The sequence below is a fragment of the Pseudonocardia sp. genome (assembly GCF_050246655.1).
GTDB lineage: Bacteria > Actinomycetota > Actinomycetes > Mycobacteriales > Pseudonocardiaceae > Pseudonocardia.
In genome coordinates, this window is the sequence record NZ_JBFWVQ010000106.1 from 1 (window position 1) to 19,711 (window position 19,711).

Here is a 19,711-nt window from a genome sequence, read left to right on the forward strand (position 1 = left end):
ACCGCCCTGGCCATCGTCCCCGGCAAGAACACCGCACTACCGGCCACCGCCATGCTCACGGCATCATGACCGAGCACTGACCCGCACGGTGTCGAGCACGAACTCCACCACACAGCGGGACGCGACCCCAGCGAAGTGCGACGGGCGTCTGCGGGGTGCGGGTTGTGGGGGCGCGGTGGCGGGTGGGAATGGCCGCGGCGGCGGGCCGTGCGGAGTCGGCCCGGCTTCGCAGGGGTTCGGCCCTGGCTTCGCAGGGTTCTGCTCGGCTTCGCAGGCGATCTGGTCCGGCTTCGCAGGGTTCTCCGACGCCTCGCAGAGGCTGCAGCACCTGCGAGGCGTGGGCGGTCTCTGCGAGGTGCAGGTCGCGGAGCACTGTGAGGCGTGTGCGGGCCCTGCGAGGTGCGGCCGGCCCCTGCGAGGAGCCCCGGCCAACCCCCCCGGCCGGCCCCTGCGAGGAGCCCCGGCCGACCCCCCGGCCACCCCCCCGGCCAACCCCCCGGCCGGCCCCGTCGCCCCCGCGGCGATTCCCCGACTTCCCCGGGCGCGCGCCCACCTGGAACGGTCGTAGGCTGCGTGGCCGTGCCCCTCTACGCCCTCGGCGACCGCGTGCCGTCGATCCATCCCGAGGCCTACGTCCACCCCGACGCCGTCGTGATCGGCGACGTCACGCTCGGTGCCGAGTCCTCGGTGTGGCCCACCGCCGTGCTGCGCGGCGACGACGGCCGCATCGTCGTCGGCGCGCGGACGTCCATCCAGGACGGGTCGATCATCCACACCACGGCCGTGCAGGACACGGTCATCGGCGCCGACGTCACGGTGGGCCACAACGTGCACATCGAGGCGGCCACGATCGGCGACCACGCGCTGATCTCGTCCGGCTCGGTGGTGCTCAACGGCGCGACGGTCGGGGTGGGCGCGGTCGTCGCCGCCGGGGCGGTGGTGTCGCCGAACGCGCAGATCCCGCCGCGGCGGATGGCGATGGGCGTCCCCGCGCGCGTCCGCGACGGCCACGAGGTGCCGGACGGGTACTTCGCGTTCGGCGTCGACTCCTACGTGCAGCGCGGGAAGCGCTACCGCGCCGAGCTGCGCAGGATCGACGGCTGATGGCCGCCCGCGCGCCCAAGCCGCTCCGTGAGGTCGTCGAGGCCGGCTGGGCGGCCGCCCTGGCCCCCGTCGAGCCCGTCGTCGCGAGGATGGGGGAGTTCCTGCGCGCCGAGCTCGCCGCGGGTCGTCGCTACCTGCCGGCGGGCGCGAACGTCCTGCGCGCCTTCACCCAGCCCTTCGACCGCGTGCGCGTGCTGATCGTCGGCCAGGACCCCTACCCGACGCCGGGGCACGCCGTCGGGCTGTCGTTCTCGGTGGCGCCGGACGTGCGGCCGATTCCGAAGTCGCTGGTCAACATCTACAAGGAGTACTGCGAGGATCTCGGCCACCCGATGCCGTCCACCGGCGATCTCACGCCGTGGGCCGAGCGCGGGGTGCTGCTGCTCAACCGGTGCCTCACCGTGGAACCGGGCAAGCCGGCGTCGCACCGCGGCAAGGGCTGGGAGGCCGTCACCGAGCAGGCGATCCGCGCGCTCGTGGACCGCGACGGCGAGCCGCTCGTCGCGATCCTCTGGGGGCGCGACGCCCGCAACCTCGTGCCGCTGCTGGGTGACGTGCCGGCGATCGAGTCCGCGCACCCGAGCCCGATGTCGGCGGCGAACGGCTTCTTCGGCTCCCGCCCCTTCAGCCGTGCCAACGCGCTGCTGGAGGAGCTGGGCGGCGAGCCGATCGACTGGAAACTGCCCTGACCGCTGCTCCGTCCGGGTGATGCGATGGGCGGCGGCGCGGGTCCCGGGTGAGGATCGGGCCATGCCTCGACGCCTGCGCGCCGCGGCGCTGCTTCTCGGTGCCGCCCTGCTCGGTGCCTTACTGCTCGTCCCGGGGATCATCGGCGACGGCCCCGTGCCGCCGCGGAGCTCGGACGACAGCGGCCCCGTGCTGCTGCACTCGATCCGCGACCTGCAGCGGATCGTCCCCGCCCAGGGCACCTACGAGGTCACGGTGCTGCTCCGAGAGGGTCGCGAGAACGTCCCGACCTGGGTCTACGGGTACGAGGGCGCGCTGCTCGCGCACGGCACGGTGGACGCCTACGTCGATCTCGCCGGATTGGGCCCGGAGGCCGTCGCGGTCTCCGCGGACCGCTCGGCGGTCACCGTCACGCTGCCCGAGCCCCTGCTCGCACCGCCCGCGGTCGACCACGGGCGCAGCCAGGTCGTCGACGACGACCGGGGGCTCGTCACCGCCGCCATGGAGGCGTTCGACGGGCGCAGCGATCGCACCCAGCAGCTCTTCCGGATGGCAGAGTCGAAGCTCGCCGCTGCGGCCGAGGCGAGCGAGCTGCGAGCCCGCGCCGAGCGCAACGTCGTGGACATGGTGCGCGGGATGGGCCGCGGGCTCGGGTTCGACACCGTGGACGTCGTGTTCGTGCGGCCGGACGAACCCTGACACGCGAGTGCCCCGCACCCTGAGGCTGCGGGGCACCGATGCGTCGGACGGGCTCAGGCGCGTGCGACCTTGCCGGCCTTCAGGCACGACGTGCACACGGCCAGGCGGCGGCGGTTGCCGCCGTCCACCCGGGCGCGCACGGTCTGGATGTTCGGGTTCCAGCGGCGGTGGGTGCGGCGGTGCGAGTGCGAGACGGACATGCCGAAGCCCGGACCCTTGCCACAGACGTCGCAGACGGCAGCCACGTCGAACACTCCTCGGATGTAGACGGAAGACGTTCCCGGAAACCGAACCGGGTCGCGGACATCCACGATACCTGCGTGGTCCGGGTGGCGGCAGCGGGGGCCCCGGCGGGCGCCCGGGTAGCCTCGCGGTCGTGCCGGTCCCGCTCGACGCCATCCTGCTGCGCGGCTGGGCGACGGCGGCGACGCAGGGGCTGGAGCGCTACTGCGCCGAGATCGACCGGATCAACGTCTTCCCCGTTCCGGACGGCGACACCGGCACGAACATGCTGCTCACGATGCGGGCCGCCGCGGACGCGGGCCGCCGCGGCCTGCGCGAGGACGGGGCGTCGCCCGAAGGGCCCGGCCCGGTCGCGGCGGCCCTGGCGCGGGGGGCGCTGCAGGGGGCTCGCGGCAACTCCGGGCTGATGCTCTCGCAGGTGCTGCGCGGCCTCGCCGAGGCGATCGAGGAGGCCATCGAGGAGGCGGTCGGGGACGCCGGCGGGGCCCCCGTGCCGGCCGGGGCGGCGGTGGGGGAGGCCGCGCGCGCCCCGACCGTCGCCGCGCCGCTGACGGACGGGGCCGTCCTCGCCGACGGCCTGCACCGGGCGCACCGGCTCGCGAGGGCCGCCTTCAGCCATCCCCGGGAGGGCACGGGGCTCTCGGTGCTGAGCGCCGCCGCCGCGGCGGCCTCGGTGCGGGTGAGGCAGGGCGACGGCTGCCTGGCCGCGGTGGCGGCATCGGCGGGTGTGGCCGCCGCGACGGCCCTGCGCGAGACCACGGCCCAGCTGCCGGAGCTGGCCCGTGCCGGCGTCGTGGACGCGGGCGGGTTCGGGCTCTGCGTGGTGCTGGAGGCGCTCGCCTGCGTCGCCGACCGGCGGCCGCCGGGCGGGGCGCCCGTCCCGGCGGCGCCGCTGCGGCTGCCCGTCCGCAGCCGCGCGGCGCTCACGGCCGAGCGGGAGGCGGGCTCGCCCGACTTCGAGTACGAGGTCATGTACCTGCTGGAGGCGACGCACGAGGCCGCCGTCGACGAGCTGCGGGAACGGCTGGACACGATCGGCGACTCCGTCGCCGTCGTCGGGGACGGCGCCGGGTTGTGGAACGTCCACGTCCACTGCAACGACGTCGGCGCCGCCCTCGAGGCCGGGCTGGACGCCGGCAGGCCCCACCGGGTGACCGTCGTGCGGTTCGCCGACCAGCAGCCGCACGCCGCGGCGGATGCCCGGTTCCCCCGGGCGCGGGCGGTGCTGCTCGTCGCGGCCGGCGAGCCCGCAGCGCTCGCCCGCGAGGCAGGCGCGGACGTCCTGGAACGCACGGACCGGCCGATCGACGCCGCCGAGTTGGGCGCCGCGCTCGCGGGCACCCGCGCCCGGCACGTCGTGCTCCTGCCCGGGGACTCCGAGCTCACCCCGGTCGCGGAACGGGCCGCCACCGACGCTCGTCGCGACGGGCAGGACGTGCTCGTCGTCCCGACGTCGTCGGTGCTGCAGGGGCTCGCCGCGCTCGCCGTCCACGACCCGGAGCGCCGCCCGGTCGAGGACGTCGTCGCGATGGCGGAGGCAGCGGCGTGCTGCCGCACCGCGGGGCTGGTGATCGCGGAGTCGGAGGCGCTCACCTGGGTAGGTCGCTGCGAGCCGGGCGACGTCCTGGGCATCTCGGACGGCGAGGTGGTCCTCATCGCGCCGGACCTGCCCGTCGGCGCGCTCTGGCTCGCGCACCGCATGCTCGTGGGCGGCGGCGAGATCGTCACCGCGCTGCTCGGCCGCGGGGTGTCGGACGACGTGGGCGAGGGCCTGGTCGCGGACCTGCGCCGCACCCACCCGGAGGTGGACACCGTCGTCCTGCGCGGCGACCGCACGGACTACCCGCTGGTCCTGGGGGTGGAATGACCGCTGATCTCGATGCCCCGCTCACCCCGTTCGTCGGGACGAGGGCGGCGAACGCGCTCGCCGAGCAGCTGGAGATCACCACCGTGGGCGAGCTGGTGCGCCACTACCCGCGCCGCTACGTCGGCCGCGGCACCCTCACCCCGCTGTCCGGGCTGGCCCTCGGCGAGGACGTCACGGTCGTGGCGCTGGTGGAGTCCGCGGAGCTGCGGTCCATGCGCAGCCGCCGGGGGCAGCTGCTGTCGGTGACGATCCGCGACGGCAGCGGCGGCTCGATCGACTGCACCTTCTTCCACGGTCACAAGCTCAAGAGCCTGCTCACGCCCGGTACGCGGGCGCTCTTCGCGGGCAAGGTCGGCATCTACGGCAAGGGTCGCTACCGCAAGCTGCAGCTCACGCACCCGCAGTTCGAGCCCCTCGGTGCCGACGAGGACGAGCGGCCGTTCCTCGCCGTCTACGCCGCGACGGCGCGGCTGCGCAGCTGGGAGATCGGGCGCTGCGTGCGCCAGGTGCTGGAGGTCCTCGACGATCCGGCCGATCCGCTGCCGGTCGAGCTGCGCCGCGCCGAGGGGCTGCCCGAGCTGGGGCGGGCGCTGCGGCGGATCCACCTGCCGGAGTCGGAGGACGACCACCGCGCGGCCCGGCGGCGCCTGGTCTGGGACGAGGCGATGGGCGTGCAGCTCGCGCTGGCGCTGCGTCGCCACGCCGCAGGTGCGCGGCCCGCGCCCGCCTGCCCGCGGCGGGCGGACGGCTTGCTCGCCGCCTTCGACGCCGCCCTGCCCTACGTCCTCACCGAGGGGCAGACCGAGGTCGGCGCCGAGGTGGCGGAGGACCTGGAACGCGAGCATCCGATGAACCGGCTCGTCCAGGGCGACGTCGGCGCGGGCAAGACGCTCGTCGCGGTGCGGGCGATGCTGCAGGTCGTGGACGCGGGCCGGCAGGCCGCGATGCTCGCCCCCACCGAGGTGCTCGCGGCCCAGCACGCGCGGTCGCTGCGCGCGCTGCTCGGCCCGCTCGGGATCGCCGGGGAGCTGGGAGCCGCCGAGCACGCCACGTCCGTCGCCCTGCTGACGGGCTCGCTCGGGGCCGCCGCCCGGCGCACGGCGCTGCTCGACGCCCAGTCCGGCGCCGCCGGCATCGTCGTCGGTACGCACGCGCTGATCCAGGACCGGGTCGGGTTCGCCGATCTCGGCCTCGTGGTCGTCGACGAGCAGCACCGGTTCGGCGTGGAGCAGCGCGACGCGCTGCGCACGCGCGGAGGGTCCGCGCCGCACATGCTCGTCATGACCGCGACGCCGATCCCGCGCACCGTCGCGATGACGGTCTACGGCGACCTGGAGGTCTCCGCGCTGCGCGGCCTGCCCGGCGGGCGTTCGGCGATCGCGACGTCCGTCGTGCCGGTGGCGGAGAAGCCCGCTTGGCTGGACCGAGTGTGGGCGCGGCTGCGCGAGGAGGTCGCGGCGGGGCACCAGGCGTACGTGGTCTGCCCGCGGGTCGGGGGCACGGCCGCCGACGAGGACGCCGTCGGCGCCGCCGAGGACGCCGAGCCGCCGCAGGACGACGAGGAGTCGGCCGATGGCGAGGAGGCGCGCCGTCCGCCGCTCGCCGTGCTCGACGTGGCCCCCCAGCTCGCCGAGGGGCCCCTCGCGGGCCTGCGGATGGGGATCCTGCACGGCAAGCTGCCGCCCGACGAGAAAGACGCTGTGATGCGGGCGTTCGACGCCGGCGACCTGGACGTGCTGGTCGCCACCACCGTCGTCGAGGTCGGGGTGGACGTCCCCAACGCGACCGCGATGGTGATCATGGACGCGCACCGGTTCGGGCTCTCGCAGCTGCACCAGCTGCGCGGGCGCGTCGGCCGGGGCTCCGCCGCCGGGGTCTGCCTGCTCGTCACCGACGTGCCCCCGGGGACGACGGCGCGCGAGCGCCTGGACGCCGTCGCGGGGACGACGGACGGCTTCGAGCTGGCCCGGCTGGACCTGGAACTGCGTCGGGAGGGGGACGTGCTCGGCGCCGTGCAGTCCGGGCGCCGCTCGGGGCTGCGGCTGCTGTCCCTGCTGCGCGACGAGAAGATCATCGTGGGGGCCCGCCGGTACGCCGGGGAGATCGTTGCCGCGGACCCGGACCTGCGGGAACACCCGGGGCTCGCCGGCCTCGTGCGCGAGACCCTCTCGGCCGACGAGGCGGAGTACCTGGCCAAGTCCTAAGGCGCCTCGGTGGCCCTATCGGGCCAGCCCGCGCCGGCTGCCCCGCCGCCGGCGAGACACCCGCCCGACCCATGCCGAGCGCGACGTCGGGTACACCTGCTCTCCATTGTTCTGGGCAACGACCGGTGGTGTCGCCCGGTCCACAGTCCAACTGCTTCCCCCACCGCCCCGGCCAAAGAACTCGACTTTCGTGACGGCCTGCGGGGGGAAACCTGCACCGACCGTTCCGCGTGACATCATCGGAGCCTCCAGTTTGAGCGACCTCGATGCCGAGGTGACGGCGCATCGTAGCGCGCGTGACGCATGCCCTTCAATCCGGCACGGGCCGGTGGGTGTTGCTTCCAAGCTGTCTATTGTTTCGGTTCGATGACGCGCTCGTCGAGCGTGATCAGCGACCTGTTCTGTAGTTCGTCGAGGATTATCGACAGCGCGTTCTCAGCGTCGACTCTGCGGAGGTTCCGGCGGGTTTCCAGTTCGCTCACGGCCGCAATGAGAGGCTGCTCTCGGCGCAGGAAATCGAGCACGAGTCCGGAGTCGCGCCCGAGGACGTACAACGCCGGCGGTCGGCCGGGAATGGTGGCGACCGCACACGGCGCCTTCTCATCGAAGCGAAGTGTTAGGTTCGGAACCACCGTGGCCCTGCCTGAGACGGCGAGAGCGGGGGCTGAGGGCGGCGGCCGAGTCGATGCCTCTATGCCGACAAGGCCGCTGACCAGGTCTGTCGCGTCGGGTCCGAAGTGCCGGAGTCGGTCGAGGACCCACTTTCCGATCATGTTTCGCCGCACCGAGGCGTGTGGGAGTAGTGAAGACGAACCTGCCTGTTCGACGACCGATTGACCACCCGCATCGGCGAACTCGCTCAGGATCGCATACGCGTGGAGTGCTGCCAAGGTCTGCTCGAGCGGCCACTCTGTTCCGCGAGCTCGCCAGGGTGGCTTGAACGGACCGCATCCATCGTTTCCGGCGAACATAATGTGATGGCAGATCAACATGTCGTATAAGCGCGCGTGTGCCGACTCGTGCAGTAGCATCTCGGCGGCATCGACTGCTGACTGCGGTCGGGATACGAGCAATAGGCCCGGAAACTCGCGAAGCGACCCGGAATGGACCGGGCTGTTTCCTCGGGCACCGTCGAGCATCGCGATCAGGCCGACATGTGGAAAGAGGTCGAGAACCAGGTCGGGAACGATGCGGACGGCGAGGTCAAGACCTTCCTGAAGGAGTTTGCAGGCCGAGTTGAACGCTTCCGGGGCCGACCGGGTGAGAAAGCCGAGCTCGCCTGCGTGCAGTGCATCGATCACGTCGGCGAAGCGCAGGTCGGCGTCCGACGTGCTCACGACCGGCATGTCGATCGGTCCGGCATGCACCGCGGCGCGCCCTGACCGGGTCGCATTGACACGGGCCACGACGGTCTCCTCGACCGGCTGACCGGTAGTGATCGCAACCTCGACAGCGTGCCGGAAGAGCGGGTTGTCCAACATGTCGTCGCCGACCGCGTCGGCATCGAGCAGGGCGTCACATACCGTGATCGTCCCAAGGGCGGCTCGGTACAGGTCGCGACGCGTGGCCAGCAGTGCCGACGAGGTCGACAGGCGGGCGTGCACAGCGGTCAGCATCGGACGTCAACGCCCGTCGCTGTCGACTCTGGTCTGCCAGCGCAGATCCACCGCGTGACCTGGGAGAACCCACGTCTCGACCGGCAGGTGACGGACCTCCTCTGCCGGGACCCACACGTTACGCGCAACGAGGTCACCGCCCGACAGATACGGGTTGACCATGAACTCGAGTTCGCCGCCGTCCGCATCGGTCGCGAACAGCTCGGCGCGGAACCCGATGCTCTCCAGATAGCAGGGGAACGCCGGCATCCAGTAGCAGCCTCGGTCGTCCGGGTGCAGGGTCGCCGAGCGCACGGTCAGTTCCCTCACGGACGCGATGCGGTGAGGTTTCACCATTGCCGCCAGATCGACCTGGTAGATCTTCAGCGTCCGCATGAGCTGGTCTGGCCGCAGCCACGGTGGGGTTGTGCCGTGCGGTTGTCGCAGGAACGACAGGTACTCCACCCATTGCTCGAACTTGACCCACGTCGGTTGGACGCGACCTATCGTCATCTCGCGCTCGTCGCCGCTGGCGTCGACGTACTGGAATCCGACATCGAGGCGGTTGATTGCGGCATGACCCTCGCGGAACTCGTGCTCGTCGGGGACATACCACCAGTCGAAGAAGGGATGGTCGCTGCACTCGACGAGCAACTCGCGCAGACGGTGGTCGCAGGTCACGAACAGGATGAACACGGTGTCCGGAACATCGTTGGCGAACGAGAATTCGACTGTCGAGGTGATCTCGATCGTGCCTGGTACTGCGGGCACGATGTCGTACACAACGCGGGTACGGGTGCTCACCGATAGGTCGTGGCAGTCGAGCTCCCGGCCGGCTCCACCGAGCACAGACCGGATCACGGCCTCGTTCGCGGGGTGGTCGCCGTAGGTGCGTCGCAGCAAACGGCCGAGCACCTCGCCTGGCGGGAGGCAGTCGATGAGTGCGAGACCCTGCGCTCGCTTCAGCTCGTCGGCATGTATCGCAGAGCGCCGGAGCTCGGTCTCGTGGAACCAGCGCCGCAGCTGGTCCCACCTGTCGTCAAGGACACGTTGAAGCACACCGACCAGGGTCCCGGCCAGCAGCGCAACCAGCCCTGCCCCGAGGAGTGTCCACGTCATCCACAGTGGCGCGGTCACCGTGCCGAGTACGATACCGATACCGATCAGCAGGGCCCCGCACACGACGAGCTGCCAGGCGATCCGGTGCGCGCGCGACCGGTCCCCATCCGGGTCGTCGGAGGACTCAACCATTGCCGGAGTCGTCGGAGCGGACGGCGCTAGCGTTACGCTTCGGGACTACGTTGTCGCGATCCCCGAGGGCGGACGGCTCGGCTGCTCGAGTCGCGGCGCGAAGGTCAGGATGTGGCTGTGCATGGCAGCGGCGGCACTCTCGTCGCGTTGCTGTAGGAAGTCCACAACCAGTGCGTGTCCGTGGGCGGACAGTCGCGCCCTATTCCGCGGATGGCTGAAAACCTCGACCCGATGATCGCGCACCTCGTCGAGCAGCATGTCGTACATCCGGCTCAGGAGCGGGTTGTGCGCCGCGTCCACGATTGCCCGATGGAATGCCTCGTCAGTCTCCACGAGCGCGTCGACGCCGCTTTTCTCGGCGGCGCGATGTTCGTTGTGGGCTTCACCGATCCGCTTGATCTCACGGGGCGTTGCGTTCCGGGCTGCCAGCCGGCAAGCCGTGCCCTCCAGCGCCAACCGAACCTCGACGGTCTGAGCGAAGGCCACGCCGCGCTCCTCAGCGCTCGGCGCCGTTGCGGGGGGGGATCGCACGACCCACCATCCGACCCCTTGCTCCACCTCGACCAGCCCGCGCAGCTGTAGGCGCTGCAGCGCCGAACGCACACTGCTGCGTCCGACCTTTAGCCTGTCGGCCAGCCAGTTCTCGCTGGGTAGCTGCTCGCCCCAAGGCAGCGTGCCGTCGTGGATGAGCGAGTCGAGCTTGTCCTCCACGACCTCGGGCTTCGGGCGGCGGAGATCGTGCGGCAGGCTCCAGTCGGCAGTGTCGATCGACACGACGTCGTCTCCAAGGTCGCGGGATGGGGACGCGTGGGCAACGCATCGGCGACAGGGGCCGTCGATGGCCGGGCGTGAGCGCGAGAGCGAAGGTTGCCCGCGCTTCCCCGGGCGGCGTACTTGCACGAACCGGCTTGTCCAGCAAGATGACCGACTTGTCTGACTAAACATACAGCTTGGTATAGTTGTCTGTCCAGTAGAACGGCGTATCGCGGGTCAGTGGGCTTCGCTGCTACGGAGCATCTGGTACTGCTGGGACAGCTCCATCACCTCGTGCTGATAGGCACGCTGCTGGTCAAGGTGGTTGTTGACAAGCGTGGTGAGCTGCTCAAGTTCGTCTCGCTCGGGGGAGCCGTCGCGGAACGCGGTCCAGAACACCAGTCCCGCGGAGATCAGCATGACGAGGGCCACGAGCGCCGCGAGGAGCACTGCGAGACCGGTGAGGCCGCTCAGGACGCCCTCTGTGTAGACGCGAACGAACATGACGACAGCGACCAGCGGGACCAGGAGCGCGACGGCCAGCACGGCGAGCACCGCCCCGGTCGACAGCTCCCGCCACGCGAGCTTGCCCGTGTCCGACTTGTGCTCGCGCAGATCGTGACCGATGTGGTGCAGGGCGGCCGCGGATCCGGCGGTCGCCAGCAGGGAGACGACGATGCTGATTGCGAGTGGCAGTCCAATCGGTGCACTCCAGTCGACGTTGAAGACCGCCGCGGCCAGCCAGAGCATGATCGGCAAGTCGATCAGGGCGAGGAAGAGCACAGCGCTTACCTTCGCGCTGGTCGTGACCTTGTCGTGGCGCCGGCTGCGCTGCGCCTTCGCGTGTGCGATGTCGGCACCGAGCGAGTGGCACCAGTCTTGTGCCTCCAGCAGGGTCATCTGCTGGCCGAACGGACCACGTACCGGCGCGTCGCCCATCCGATCGATGAGGTAGAGCAGTTCCGCGATCCGGCTGAGCTTGATCTCGTCCGGACGCGTGGCGGGTCGTGATGCGGCCAGTCGCGCGGGTGGACCGCCGGGCTGGTGTTCCTCGATGGACATGGTTCCGCCCTCAGTAGGTGATCTCGACTCGCCGCATTCGTGCGGCGAGGGCTTCGACGAAGCGGCCGTCGACAACGGCCGTCATGCCAGGCGCGACGCCGCCGCCCAGCGATCTGACCTCGGTGATCCCTGCTCCGGTGAGCGTGGCCGCCACAGCGTCCGAGCGGCGGCGGGCGAGCGCCGCCGTGCCCTCCGGCGTCCACCCAGGTGGGTCGGCGGTGAACCCGCGCACCTCGACGGGGGCCGCGGACCGGGCGAGAATCTCGGCTGCGACACGCGCCAGTAGGGCGCGGCCCGCGGCCGGGATCACCGCCGACTCCCCCCGGAACCCCAACACGTTGTCTGTGATGGTCGTCGTGGTCCGGCCGTCGGGGCCCACGACCGACCAGGTCGCTGGAACCGGCACGAGTGGCATCGACGCTCTGCTCGACGGAGGAGTGGCAGGTATCGGCAGGTCGTCAATGGTGTACGACTCGGCACCGGCCGCGGCGCAGATCTCGGACCAGTAGGCCACGAGCCGCTCGTGCTGCGGCTGGCCCGGAGCAGGCTGCGCGCCTGCGACCATGCCGAGGCCCACGAGCAGGACGCGCCACCCGCGCAGGGAGGGGAGGAGTCGACGGGACCGGAGCTCCGAGGCGACGTCAACAGGGTCGGCGAGCCAGCCGACCTGGCGCATGTCGAGCCCGCCGGTCGTCGACAGGCCGTTGCTCACGACAACAAGCAGACCGCCGTCGAGGCCGCGGACAGCTCGGGCAATGCCTTCGAGGAGGTCGAGGCCGTCACGCCGGGCGGCGAGTCGGCCCACCGCGGTCGCGACCGCAGTCACATTCTCGTCGATGAGCCGCGCGCGCTGGATGTGGCCGTTCTCGATGTCGCCGTTGGCGCGCCTGGGAACGAGGGAGAACTCGGTGAGGCCGGCGCGATCAGCGGTGCTGAGGAATGCGACACCAGATCCCGGGCGATGGCCGGACGCCGGGTGCTCCGCGATCGCCCGCAGTTCTGCTCGCGCCATCGGCGTCAGAGAGGGGGCGGGCTCAGCAGCCGTCGCGCTCGCCACGATCACCGCGCGTAGCGCAAACGGCGTCCGAGTTGGAGTCCGCCCGCATCCGGCGAAGAAGACCGCCCCGGCCATCGCCATGAGGAAACGTCGGCGAGGAAGGGAACGTGCGACCATCTCGACCTCCTCAAGAGCGGGGCTTGGAGGCCTGGGCGCGCAGCAGGGGTCTGCGTCACGACGTTGGCGCACCGCGGGCTCAGGTCTACGACGATGGTTGCAGCTTGTAGGTCAGGTTGTCCAGGTTTTCAGACAGGACGGACAGGGCAGGATTCCCTGGAGATAGGTGGGACAGGTATGCGATGTCACCACCCCCGCAGGTCGATCGGCCACGTCTCGAGCACCTCCGCGTCGTCCCCGGCGCCACGTACCAGGTGCATCCGCTCGTGCAGCGCCACCGTCGGATCGACGTGCGCGGGCAGCACGCGGATCCGGTCCCCGACGCGCAGCGGTCCGTCCGGCCCGAACGTGAGGTGCTCGTCGGAGCAGAACCACACGTGCCCACCCGGCACCGTCGGGTTGCCGTGGTCCATGCCCAGCGACTTCAGCCCGACGTCCGCGACCGCCCAGCCGGGCATGTCGCCGGCGGGAGCGGTCGCCGAGATCACGGTCGCGAGCACCGTCAGCGCCTGCCGGAACGGTAGCCCGGCGGCCGTGTACGCCGTGTCCATCAGGGCGTACGACCCGGCCTGGATCTCGGTCACCCAGGTGTTCACGGCGTAGGTCCCCGTCCCGCCGCCGGACACGACCTCGCCGCCGACGTCGGCGTGCGCCGTCACCAGCTTCGCCATGCACTCCTCGGTGAGCCGGGCGCGCTCGGTGGCGTCGGGGAGCATCTGGAGGTGCCCCTCGTAGCCCATCACCCCGCGGACGGTGAGCCCGGCGGCGCGGGCGTCGGCGGCGAGCCGGCCGGCCTGCGAGGGGGCGACGCCGCAGCGCGGCAGCCCCACGTTGACGTCGATCAGCACTTCTCGCAGCCCGCCTGCGACGGCGGCGGCGAGCGTCTCGGCCGAGTCGACCGCCACCGTCACCCGCGCGTCGAGCCCCCCGAGCCGGCGCGCGTCGAGGACCTCGTTCGCCAGCAGCAGGTCCGCCCCGAGCCCGGCGGCGGCCATCCCCTCGACCTCCCGGACCGTCGCGCACGTGAACCCCGGGTGGCGCGCGGCCTGCAACCGGGCCAGCTCCGTGCACTTGTGTGCCTTGACGTGCGGGCGCAGCCGCGCGCCCGGCAGCGCGGCGGCCATGTCGGCGAGGTTGGCCTCCAGCGCGTCCGCGTCGACGAGGACCGCGGGCGTCACGAGGTCGTGCACCTTCATCCCAGTACCCGTTCCCGGTAGGCGTTGGCGAAGCGTCGCTCGGGATCGAGCCGGTCGCGCAGGGCGGTGAACCGCGCGACGCCCGGGTGGCGCTCCCGCAGCGCTGCGGCGTCGAGCCCGTGCAGCTTGCCCCAGTGCGGGCGGCCGTCGAGGGCGAGCATCGCGTCTTCGACCGCGGCGAAGTACGCCTCGTGCGGACGTCCGCGCCGGACGTGCACGGCGAGGTAGGCGCTGTCGCGCCGGTACGCGGTGGAGAGCGGGATGTCGTCGCCCGCCGCGATCCGCACCTCGACCGGGAACGTCACCTCCTGCGCGTGCCGCTGCGCCGCCCGCCGGACCGCAGCGAACGCCTCCGGCAGCGCCTCGCACGCCACCGCATACTCCATCTCCACGAAGCGGACCCGCCGCGGGCTGGTGAAGACCCGGTAGGAGCGGTCGATGTACACACCCGCCGCGAACCGGGCCGCCGCGAACCGGTTGAGCACCGGCACCAGCCGTGGCGCGGCCTCGCCGACCCGGCACAGCGCGGCGAACCCGGCATTGCCGAGCAACTCGTCGCCGAGCCACTCCGCCCTGCGGCTGCGGCGCGGCCCGTCGGCGGTGGTGCGGTTGTTGCGCTTGGCCGTGACGACGTCCGCGTGCGGGAACCAGTACAGCTCCGCGTGGTCGTCCGAGCCGTCGAGGACTTCCAGGGCGGCGTCCAGCGGCAACGTCTCCTCGACGGCGTGCAGGTGGAACGCGGGCACGGTCGCGAGCGTCAGCGACGTGATGACGCCGAGCGCGCCGAGGCCGATACGTCCCGTCCGCAGCTCGTCGGAGCCTGGGCCCCAACGTTCGACCGTGCCGTCGGCCAGCACGATCTCCATTCCCCTGACCTGCGCCGCGAGCCCGGGGTGGTGCGTCCCGGTGCCGTGGGTGCCGGTGGAGATCGCGCCAGCGATCGTCTGGGCGTCGATGTCGCCGAGGTTGGGCAGCGCGCGGCCGTGGTGCCACAGCAGGTCGTTGAGGGTGCGCAGGGTCATCCCGGCGGGGACGGTGGCGAGGTCGCCGTCCATCGCGAGCAGACCGAGGTCGGACGGCGCCACGATCGCCACGCCGTCGGGCGCCCCGACCCCCGTGAACGAGTGGCCCGAGCCGAGCGCCGTGACCCGCAGTCCATCGCGTGCCGCCGCCGTCACCGCCTCGGCGACCGCTGCGGCGTCGCCCGCGACGACCGTCCGGGCAGGGCGCGCGCGCTGCGTGCCCGCCCAGTTGCGCCATCGCATGCGGCCAGCATGGCCGACCGGTTCGCAGGCGCGAACGCGGCTCGCGGATCACGCCGGCCCGCGTCGCCGCCCGGGCGCGAGACGCGCAACCCGGGCCGACCGAATGCGCAACTCGCGGACGCAGGATGCGCAACTCGCCCTGACGAAATGCGCAACTCGCGGACGCAGGATGCGCAACTCGCGGACGCAGGATGCGGAACTCGCGGACGCAGGATGCGGAACTCGCCGCCGCGGGATGCGCAACTCGCGGACGCAGGATGCGCAACTCGCGGGGTGGCTACGCCGCCGGGAGCTGTCCCCGGGCCGCGGCGTCCAGGATCGCCTGCGCCGGCCGGGGCACGTGCACCGCGCCGGCCTTCTCCAGCTTCGCCAGCTCGTTGCGGGCCAGGCCGTACGCTGCGAGCCGCTCGGCGTCGTTGCTCGAATCCCGGGCCGTGGTGAGCAGCTTGATGGTGCGCTCGACCGCGCCGCGCTCGGACGCGGAGAGTCCCGAGAGCCGGATCCGCTCGGCGGCGTCGCAGGCCGCGCGCCACGCCCGCTCGGCGCGGTCCACGGCGGCGACGAACTCGGCGGCGTGCTGCGGCGGCGGGAACGTCTCGGACTCGAAGGCCTGCGCGTGGGCGAACGCGTCGACGAACCGGGCCGTGCTCTCGACGGAGACGTCCGCGAGCGCGGGCAGGCGCAGCACGTTCATGGGCTCGCACTCGTAGGAGGCGTACTCGGCGCGCACCCGCGCGAACCGGTCCCGGGCGGCCCGCCACGCCAGCTCCGGGTGGGGCGCGCGCACTGCCGGGTGCGCCGCCCGCATGGCCGGGTGCGCGGCGTAGCGGTGATGGTGGTGATGGTGCAGCGCGCGACGGTACTGGCGTCGATGCTGGGCGATCGCGGCGACCGCCAGCCCGAACAGGAGGCCGGGCAGCACCGTGATCACGAAGAGCGCGAGCATCATGCCGGCCATCGCGACCCCTCCCAGGACGAGGATCCCACCGCCGACGATCACCACGGGGGGCAGCCGCCGGGCGACCAGCGCCGCGCCCGACACCGTCCCGCGCCGGCCCCGCCGACGGGGCCCGTACCCGTGGATCCGCCCGCCACGACGGCCGTAGGGGCGATGGCGGCGTCTCATCCCTCATTGGTACCGAAGCCGGGCGGCGGGTGCAGGGTCCGAACGAGTGTTCGCGGCGCCGAGCGGGCCACCCGGGCTGGCGCACCGGGCCGGGCGTACCGATCATTGCCCGGGACCGGTCCACGTGGGCCGGCCGGAAGGAGAGCCGTGTTCGCCAAGGTGCTGGTCGCCAACCGGGGCGAGATCGCGATCCGGGCGTTCCGGGCCTGCGCGGAGCTGGGGGCCTCGACGGTCGCGATCTACCCGTACGAGGACCGCAACTCGCTGCACCGCGCGAAGGCGGACTGGTCCTACCGGATCGGCGAGCCGGGCCACCCGGTGCGGGCCTACCTGTCGGTGGCCGAGGTGATCCGGGCGGCGAAGCTCGCCGGCGCGGACGCGGTGTACCCGGGCTACGGGTTCCTGTCGGAGAACCCCGAGCTGGCCGAGGCCTGCGAGGAGGCCGGCATCACCTTCGTCGGCCCGCCCGCGCGGGTGCTGCACCTGACGGGCAACAAGGCCCGCGCCGTGGCGGCGGCGCGCGAGGCCGGCATTCCGGTGCTCTCGTCGAGCGCGCCGTCCACGGACGTGGACGAGCTGGTGGCGGCCGCGGAGGCGATCGGCTTCCCGGTGTTCGTCAAGGCCGTCGCGGGCGGTGGGGGACGCGGCATGCGGCGCGTGCCGAGTGGAGCGCGGGCGGAGCGGGCATCGGCACCGTGGCCGGAGCAGCTGCGCGAGGCGATCGAGTCGGCGATGCGGGAGGCGGAGTCCGCGTTCGGCGACGCGACGGTCTTCCTGGAGCAGGCCGTCGTGAACCCGCGCCACATCGAGGTGCAGATCCTCGCGGACGCCGACGGTGACGTCGTGCACCTCTACGAGCGGGACTGCTCGGTGCAGCGGCGCCACCAGAAGGTCGTGGAGATCGCCCCCGCCCCGAACCTGGATCCGCAGGTGCGCGACCGGATCTGCGCGGACGCGGTCGCGTTCGCCACGCAGATCGGCTACGTCAACGCGGGCACCGTCGAGTTCCTGCTCGACGAGAGCGGGCACCACCACTTCATCGAGATGAACCCCCGGATCCAGGTGGAGCACACGGTCACCGAGGAGGTCACCGACAGCGATCTGGTGATCGCGCAGCTGCGCATCGCGTCCGGGCAGACGCTGCCCGAGCTGGGCATCCGGCAGGAGCTCGTCTCCGTGCACGGGACGGCGCTGCAGTGCCGGATCACGACGGAGGACCCGGCGAACGGCTTCCGGCCGGACACCGGCGTGATCGGCAACTACCGTTCGCCCGGCGGTCCGGGCGTGCGCCTGGACGGCGGCACGACGCACACCGGCGCGGAGGTGTCCGCGCACTTCGACTCGATGCTCGTGAAGCTCACCTGCCGGGGCCGCACGTTCGAGACGGCGGTGCGGCGCGCGCGGCGCGCGGTGGGCGAGTTCCGCATCCGCGGGGTGGCGACGAACATCCCGTTCCTGGCCGCGGTGCTCGCCGACCCGGACTTCCGGGCCGGGAAGGTCACGACGAGCTTCATCGAGGAGCGCCCCGAGCTGCTCTCGGCGCACCAGCCCGCGGACCGCGGCACGCGGCTGCTCACCTACCTCGCCTCGACGACGGTGAACAAGCCCAACGGGCGCCGTCCCAAGGTCGTCGAGCCGGTCGACAAGCTCCCCGCCTGCGACGTCCACGCGCCCGCCCCGGACGGCACCCGCCGGCTGCTGCGCGAGCTCGGCCCCGAGGGCTTCGCCGCCCGGCTGCGCGCGCAGAGCGCGGTCGCCGTCACGGACACGTCGTTCCGCGACGCCCACCAGTCCCTGCTCGCCACCCGGGTGCGCACGCGCGACCTCGTCGCCGTCGCCCCGTACGTCGCGCGGCTGACCCCGCAGATGTTCTCCCTGGAGTGCTGGGGCGGCGCCACCTACGACGTGGCGCTGCGATTCCTGCACGAGGACCCGTGGGAGCGGCTGGCCGCGCTGCGCGAGGCCGTCCCGAACATCTGCACGCAGATGCTGCTGCGGGGGCGCAACACGGTGGGCTACACGCCCTACCCCACCGAGGTGACGGACGCGTTCGTCGAGGAGGCCGCGGCGACCGGCCTCGACATCTTCCGGATCTTCGACGCCCTGAACGACGTCGACCAGATGCGCCCGGCGATCGACGCCGTCCGCGCCACCGGGACGTCCGTCGCGGAGGTGGCGCTCTGCTACACCGGCGACCTCTCGAACCCGGGTGAGGAGCTCTACACCCTGGACTACTACCTGCGCCTCGCCGAGCGCATCGTCGAGGCGGGCGCGCACGTCCTCGCGATCAAGGACATGGCCGGCCTGCTGCGCCCGCCCGCCGCCCGCCGGTTGGTCGCCGCGCTGCGCGAACGGTTCGACCTGCCCGTCCACCTGCACACCCACGACACCGCGGGCGGCCAGCTGGCGACCCTGCTCGCCGCGATCGACGCCGGTGTCGACACGGTCGACGCCGCCGTCGCCTCGATGGCGGGGACGACGAGCCAGCCCGCGCTCTCGTCGCTGGTGGCCGCCACCGACCACACCGACCGCGCCACCGGGCTGGACCTGCAGGCCTGCTGCGACCTGGAGCCGTACTGGGAGGCGGTGCGGCGGGTGTACGCGCCGTTCGAGTCCGGGCTCGCCTCGCCGACCGGGCGCGTCTACCACCACGAGATCCCCGGCGGGCAGCTGTCGAACCTGCGCCAGCAGGCGATCGCGCTCGGGCTGGGGGACCGGTTCGAGCTGATCGAGGACTGCTACGCCGCCGCGGACCGGATGCTCGGGCGGCTGGTGAAGGTGACGCCGTCGTCGAAGGTGGTCGGCGACCTCGCCCTGCACCTGGTCGGTGCCGGGGTGAAGCCCGCGGACTTCGAGGCCGATCCGGGCGACTTCGACGTCCCGGACTCCGTCATCGGCTTCCTGCGCGGCGAGCTGGGCGACCCGCCCGGCGGCTGGCCGGAGCCGTTCCGCACGCGCGCCCTCGAGGGCCGCGGCTCGGGCAAGGGCGTCGCCGAGCTGAACGCCGAGGACCGCCGCGGCCTGCGGGAGGAGCGCCGCGCCACCCTGAACCGGCTGCTCTTCCCTGGCCCCACCAGGGAGCTCCTCGCGCACCGCGACGAGTACGGCGACGTCTCGGTGCTCTCCACGAAGGACTTCCTCTACGGCCTCGAACCCGACGCCGAGCACACCGTCGAGCTCGGCCCCGGCGTCACGCTGCTCATCGGGCTGGAGGCCATCTCCGAGCCCGACGAGCGCGGCTACCGCACCGTCCTGACGACGCTGAACGGGCACATCCGCCCGATCCAGGTGCGCGACGAGTCGGTGGACAGCGAGGTCAAGGCCACGGAGAAGGCGGACCGCTCGAACCCCGCCCACGTCGCCGCCCCGTTCGCGGGGGTGGTGACGCTCGCCGTGGAGGAGGGCGAGAAGGTCGCGGACGGCCAGACCGTCGCGACGATCGAGGCGATGAAGATGGAGGCGTCGATCACCGCGCAGCGGGCCGG

15 protein-coding genes are annotated in these 19,711 nt (G+C 72.5%); 6 read left to right on the forward strand and 9 right to left on the reverse strand.

The features are described 5' to 3' along the window. Positions 1–579: 579 nt before the first annotated feature. The 3 genes from AB7J25_RS24725 (at position 580) to AB7J25_RS24735 (ending at position 2,490) form a co-directional block, all read left to right on the forward strand. Positions 580–1,104 carry a gamma carbonic anhydrase family protein gene (locus tag AB7J25_RS24725; protein WP_428512651.1) on the forward strand — a complete coding sequence of 175 codons (525 nt, stop codon included), beginning with the start codon at positions 580–582 and terminating at the stop codon, positions 1,102–1,104. After that, positions 1,104–1,793 (forward strand): uracil-DNA glycosylase, encoded by a 690-nt coding sequence (locus tag AB7J25_RS24730; RefSeq protein WP_428512653.1) that lies wholly within the window; start codon positions 1,104–1,106, stop codon positions 1,791–1,793. Before AB7J25_RS24725 ends, AB7J25_RS24730 begins: the two co-directional genes overlap by 1 nt. A 61-nt stretch (positions 1,794–1,854) precedes the next feature. Then, positions 1,855–2,490, forward strand: coding sequence for a DUF4230 domain-containing protein (locus AB7J25_RS24735; RefSeq protein WP_428512655.1), 636 nt, complete (start codon positions 1,855–1,857; stop codon positions 2,488–2,490). A gap of 53 nt (positions 2,491–2,543) precedes the next feature. On the opposite strand, the gene rpmB is transcribed toward AB7J25_RS24735, so the two are convergent. Continuing rightward, the gene (gene rpmB, locus AB7J25_RS24740) at positions 2,544–2,735 is read right to left on the reverse strand and encodes a 50S ribosomal protein L28 (RefSeq protein WP_428512657.1); all 192 of its coding nucleotides are present in this window, start codon (positions 2,733–2,735) and stop codon (positions 2,544–2,546) included. Between the two features lie 131 nt (positions 2,736–2,866). Between rpmB and AB7J25_RS24745 the strand changes: the two genes are divergently transcribed. Both AB7J25_RS24745 and AB7J25_RS24750 read left to right on the forward strand, forming a co-directional pair. Beyond that, complete coding sequence (locus AB7J25_RS24745) at positions 2,867–4,600, forward strand: DAK2 domain-containing protein (RefSeq protein WP_428512659.1); 1,734 nt, start codon at positions 2,867–2,869, stop codon at positions 4,598–4,600. Continuing rightward, positions 4,597–6,804, forward strand: coding sequence for an ATP-dependent DNA helicase RecG (locus AB7J25_RS24750; RefSeq protein ID WP_428512661.1), 2,208 nt, complete (start codon positions 4,597–4,599; stop codon positions 6,802–6,804). The genes AB7J25_RS24745 and AB7J25_RS24750 overlap by 4 nt, the downstream gene beginning before the upstream one ends. 350 nt (positions 6,805–7,154) lie before the next feature. On the opposite strand, the gene AB7J25_RS24755 is transcribed toward AB7J25_RS24750, so the two are convergent. From AB7J25_RS24755 to AB7J25_RS24790, 8 genes are all read right to left on the reverse strand, one after another. Next, entirely contained in the window at positions 7,155–8,408 is a 1,254-nt protein-coding gene (locus AB7J25_RS24755) for an aKG-HExxH-type peptide beta-hydroxylase (RefSeq protein ID WP_428512663.1), read from the reverse strand. Positions 8,409–8,426: 18 nt separating this feature from the next. After that, positions 8,427–9,650 (reverse strand): hypothetical protein, encoded by a 1,224-nt coding sequence (locus AB7J25_RS24760; RefSeq protein ID WP_428512665.1) that lies wholly within the window; start codon positions 9,648–9,650, stop codon positions 8,427–8,429. A gap of 45 nt (positions 9,651–9,695) precedes the next feature. Continuing rightward, positions 9,696–10,424 carry a FadR/GntR family transcriptional regulator gene (locus AB7J25_RS24765; RefSeq protein WP_428512667.1) on the reverse strand — a complete coding sequence of 243 codons (729 nt, stop codon included), beginning with the start codon at positions 10,422–10,424 and terminating at the stop codon, positions 9,696–9,698. Between the two features lie 216 nt (positions 10,425–10,640). After that, positions 10,641–11,465, reverse strand: coding sequence for a hypothetical protein (locus AB7J25_RS24770; RefSeq protein ID WP_428512669.1), 825 nt, complete (start codon positions 11,463–11,465; stop codon positions 10,641–10,643). 10 nt (positions 11,466–11,475) lie between these two features. Beyond that, entirely contained in the window at positions 11,476–12,528 is a 1,053-nt protein-coding gene (locus AB7J25_RS24775; RefSeq protein WP_428512671.1) for an OmpA family protein, read from the reverse strand. A gap of 296 nt (positions 12,529–12,824) precedes the next feature. Next, the gene (locus tag AB7J25_RS24780) at positions 12,825–13,835 is read right to left on the reverse strand and encodes an alanine racemase (protein ID WP_428512673.1); all 1,011 of its coding nucleotides are present in this window, start codon (positions 13,833–13,835) and stop codon (positions 12,825–12,827) included. Beyond that, positions 13,832–15,100, reverse strand: coding sequence for a D-arabinono-1,4-lactone oxidase (locus tag AB7J25_RS24785; RefSeq protein WP_428512675.1), 1,269 nt, complete (start codon positions 15,098–15,100; stop codon positions 13,832–13,834). The genes AB7J25_RS24780 and AB7J25_RS24785 overlap by 4 nt, the downstream gene beginning before the upstream one ends. 277 nt (positions 15,101–15,377) lie before the next feature. Next, a complete protein-coding gene (locus AB7J25_RS24790; protein ID WP_428512677.1) occupies positions 15,378–16,226 on the reverse strand; it encodes a hypothetical protein in 849 nt (282 codons plus the stop codon). 147 nt (positions 16,227–16,373) lie between these two features. On the opposite strand from AB7J25_RS24790, the gene AB7J25_RS24795 reads away from it, so the two are divergent. After that, positions 16,374–19,711 (forward strand): pyruvate carboxylase (locus tag AB7J25_RS24795; RefSeq protein ID WP_428512679.1); only part of this gene is annotated, 3,338 nt, incomplete at its 3' end.

Coding starts and splice junctions, on each gene's coding strand:
- AB7J25_RS24730 (WP_428512653.1), top strand. CDS start 1,104: ATGGCCGCCCGCGCGCCCAAGCCGCTCCGTGAGGTCGTCGAGGCCGGC.
- AB7J25_RS24735 (WP_428512655.1), top strand. CDS start 1,855: ATGCCTCGACGCCTGCGCGCCGCGGCGCTGCTTCTCGGTGCCGCCCTG.
- AB7J25_RS24750 (WP_428512661.1), top strand. CDS start 4,597: ATGACCGCTGATCTCGATGCCCCGCTCACCCCGTTCGTCGGGACGAGG.
- AB7J25_RS24760 (WP_428512665.1), bottom strand. CDS start 9,650: ATGGTTGAGTCCTCCGACGACCCGGATGGGGACCGGTCGCGCGCGCAC.
- AB7J25_RS24770 (WP_428512669.1), bottom strand. CDS start 11,465: ATGTCCATCGAGGAACACCAGCCCGGCGGTCCACCCGCGCGACTGGCC.
- AB7J25_RS24780 (WP_428512673.1), bottom strand. CDS start 13,835: ATGAAGGTGCACGACCTCGTGACGCCCGCGGTCCTCGTCGACGCGGAC.
- AB7J25_RS24785 (WP_428512675.1), bottom strand. CDS start 15,100: ATGCGATGGCGCAACTGGGCGGGCACGCAGCGCGCGCGCCCTGCCCGG.
- AB7J25_RS24790 (WP_428512677.1), bottom strand. CDS start 16,226: ATGAGACGCCGCCATCGCCCCTACGGCCGTCGTGGCGGGCGGATCCAC.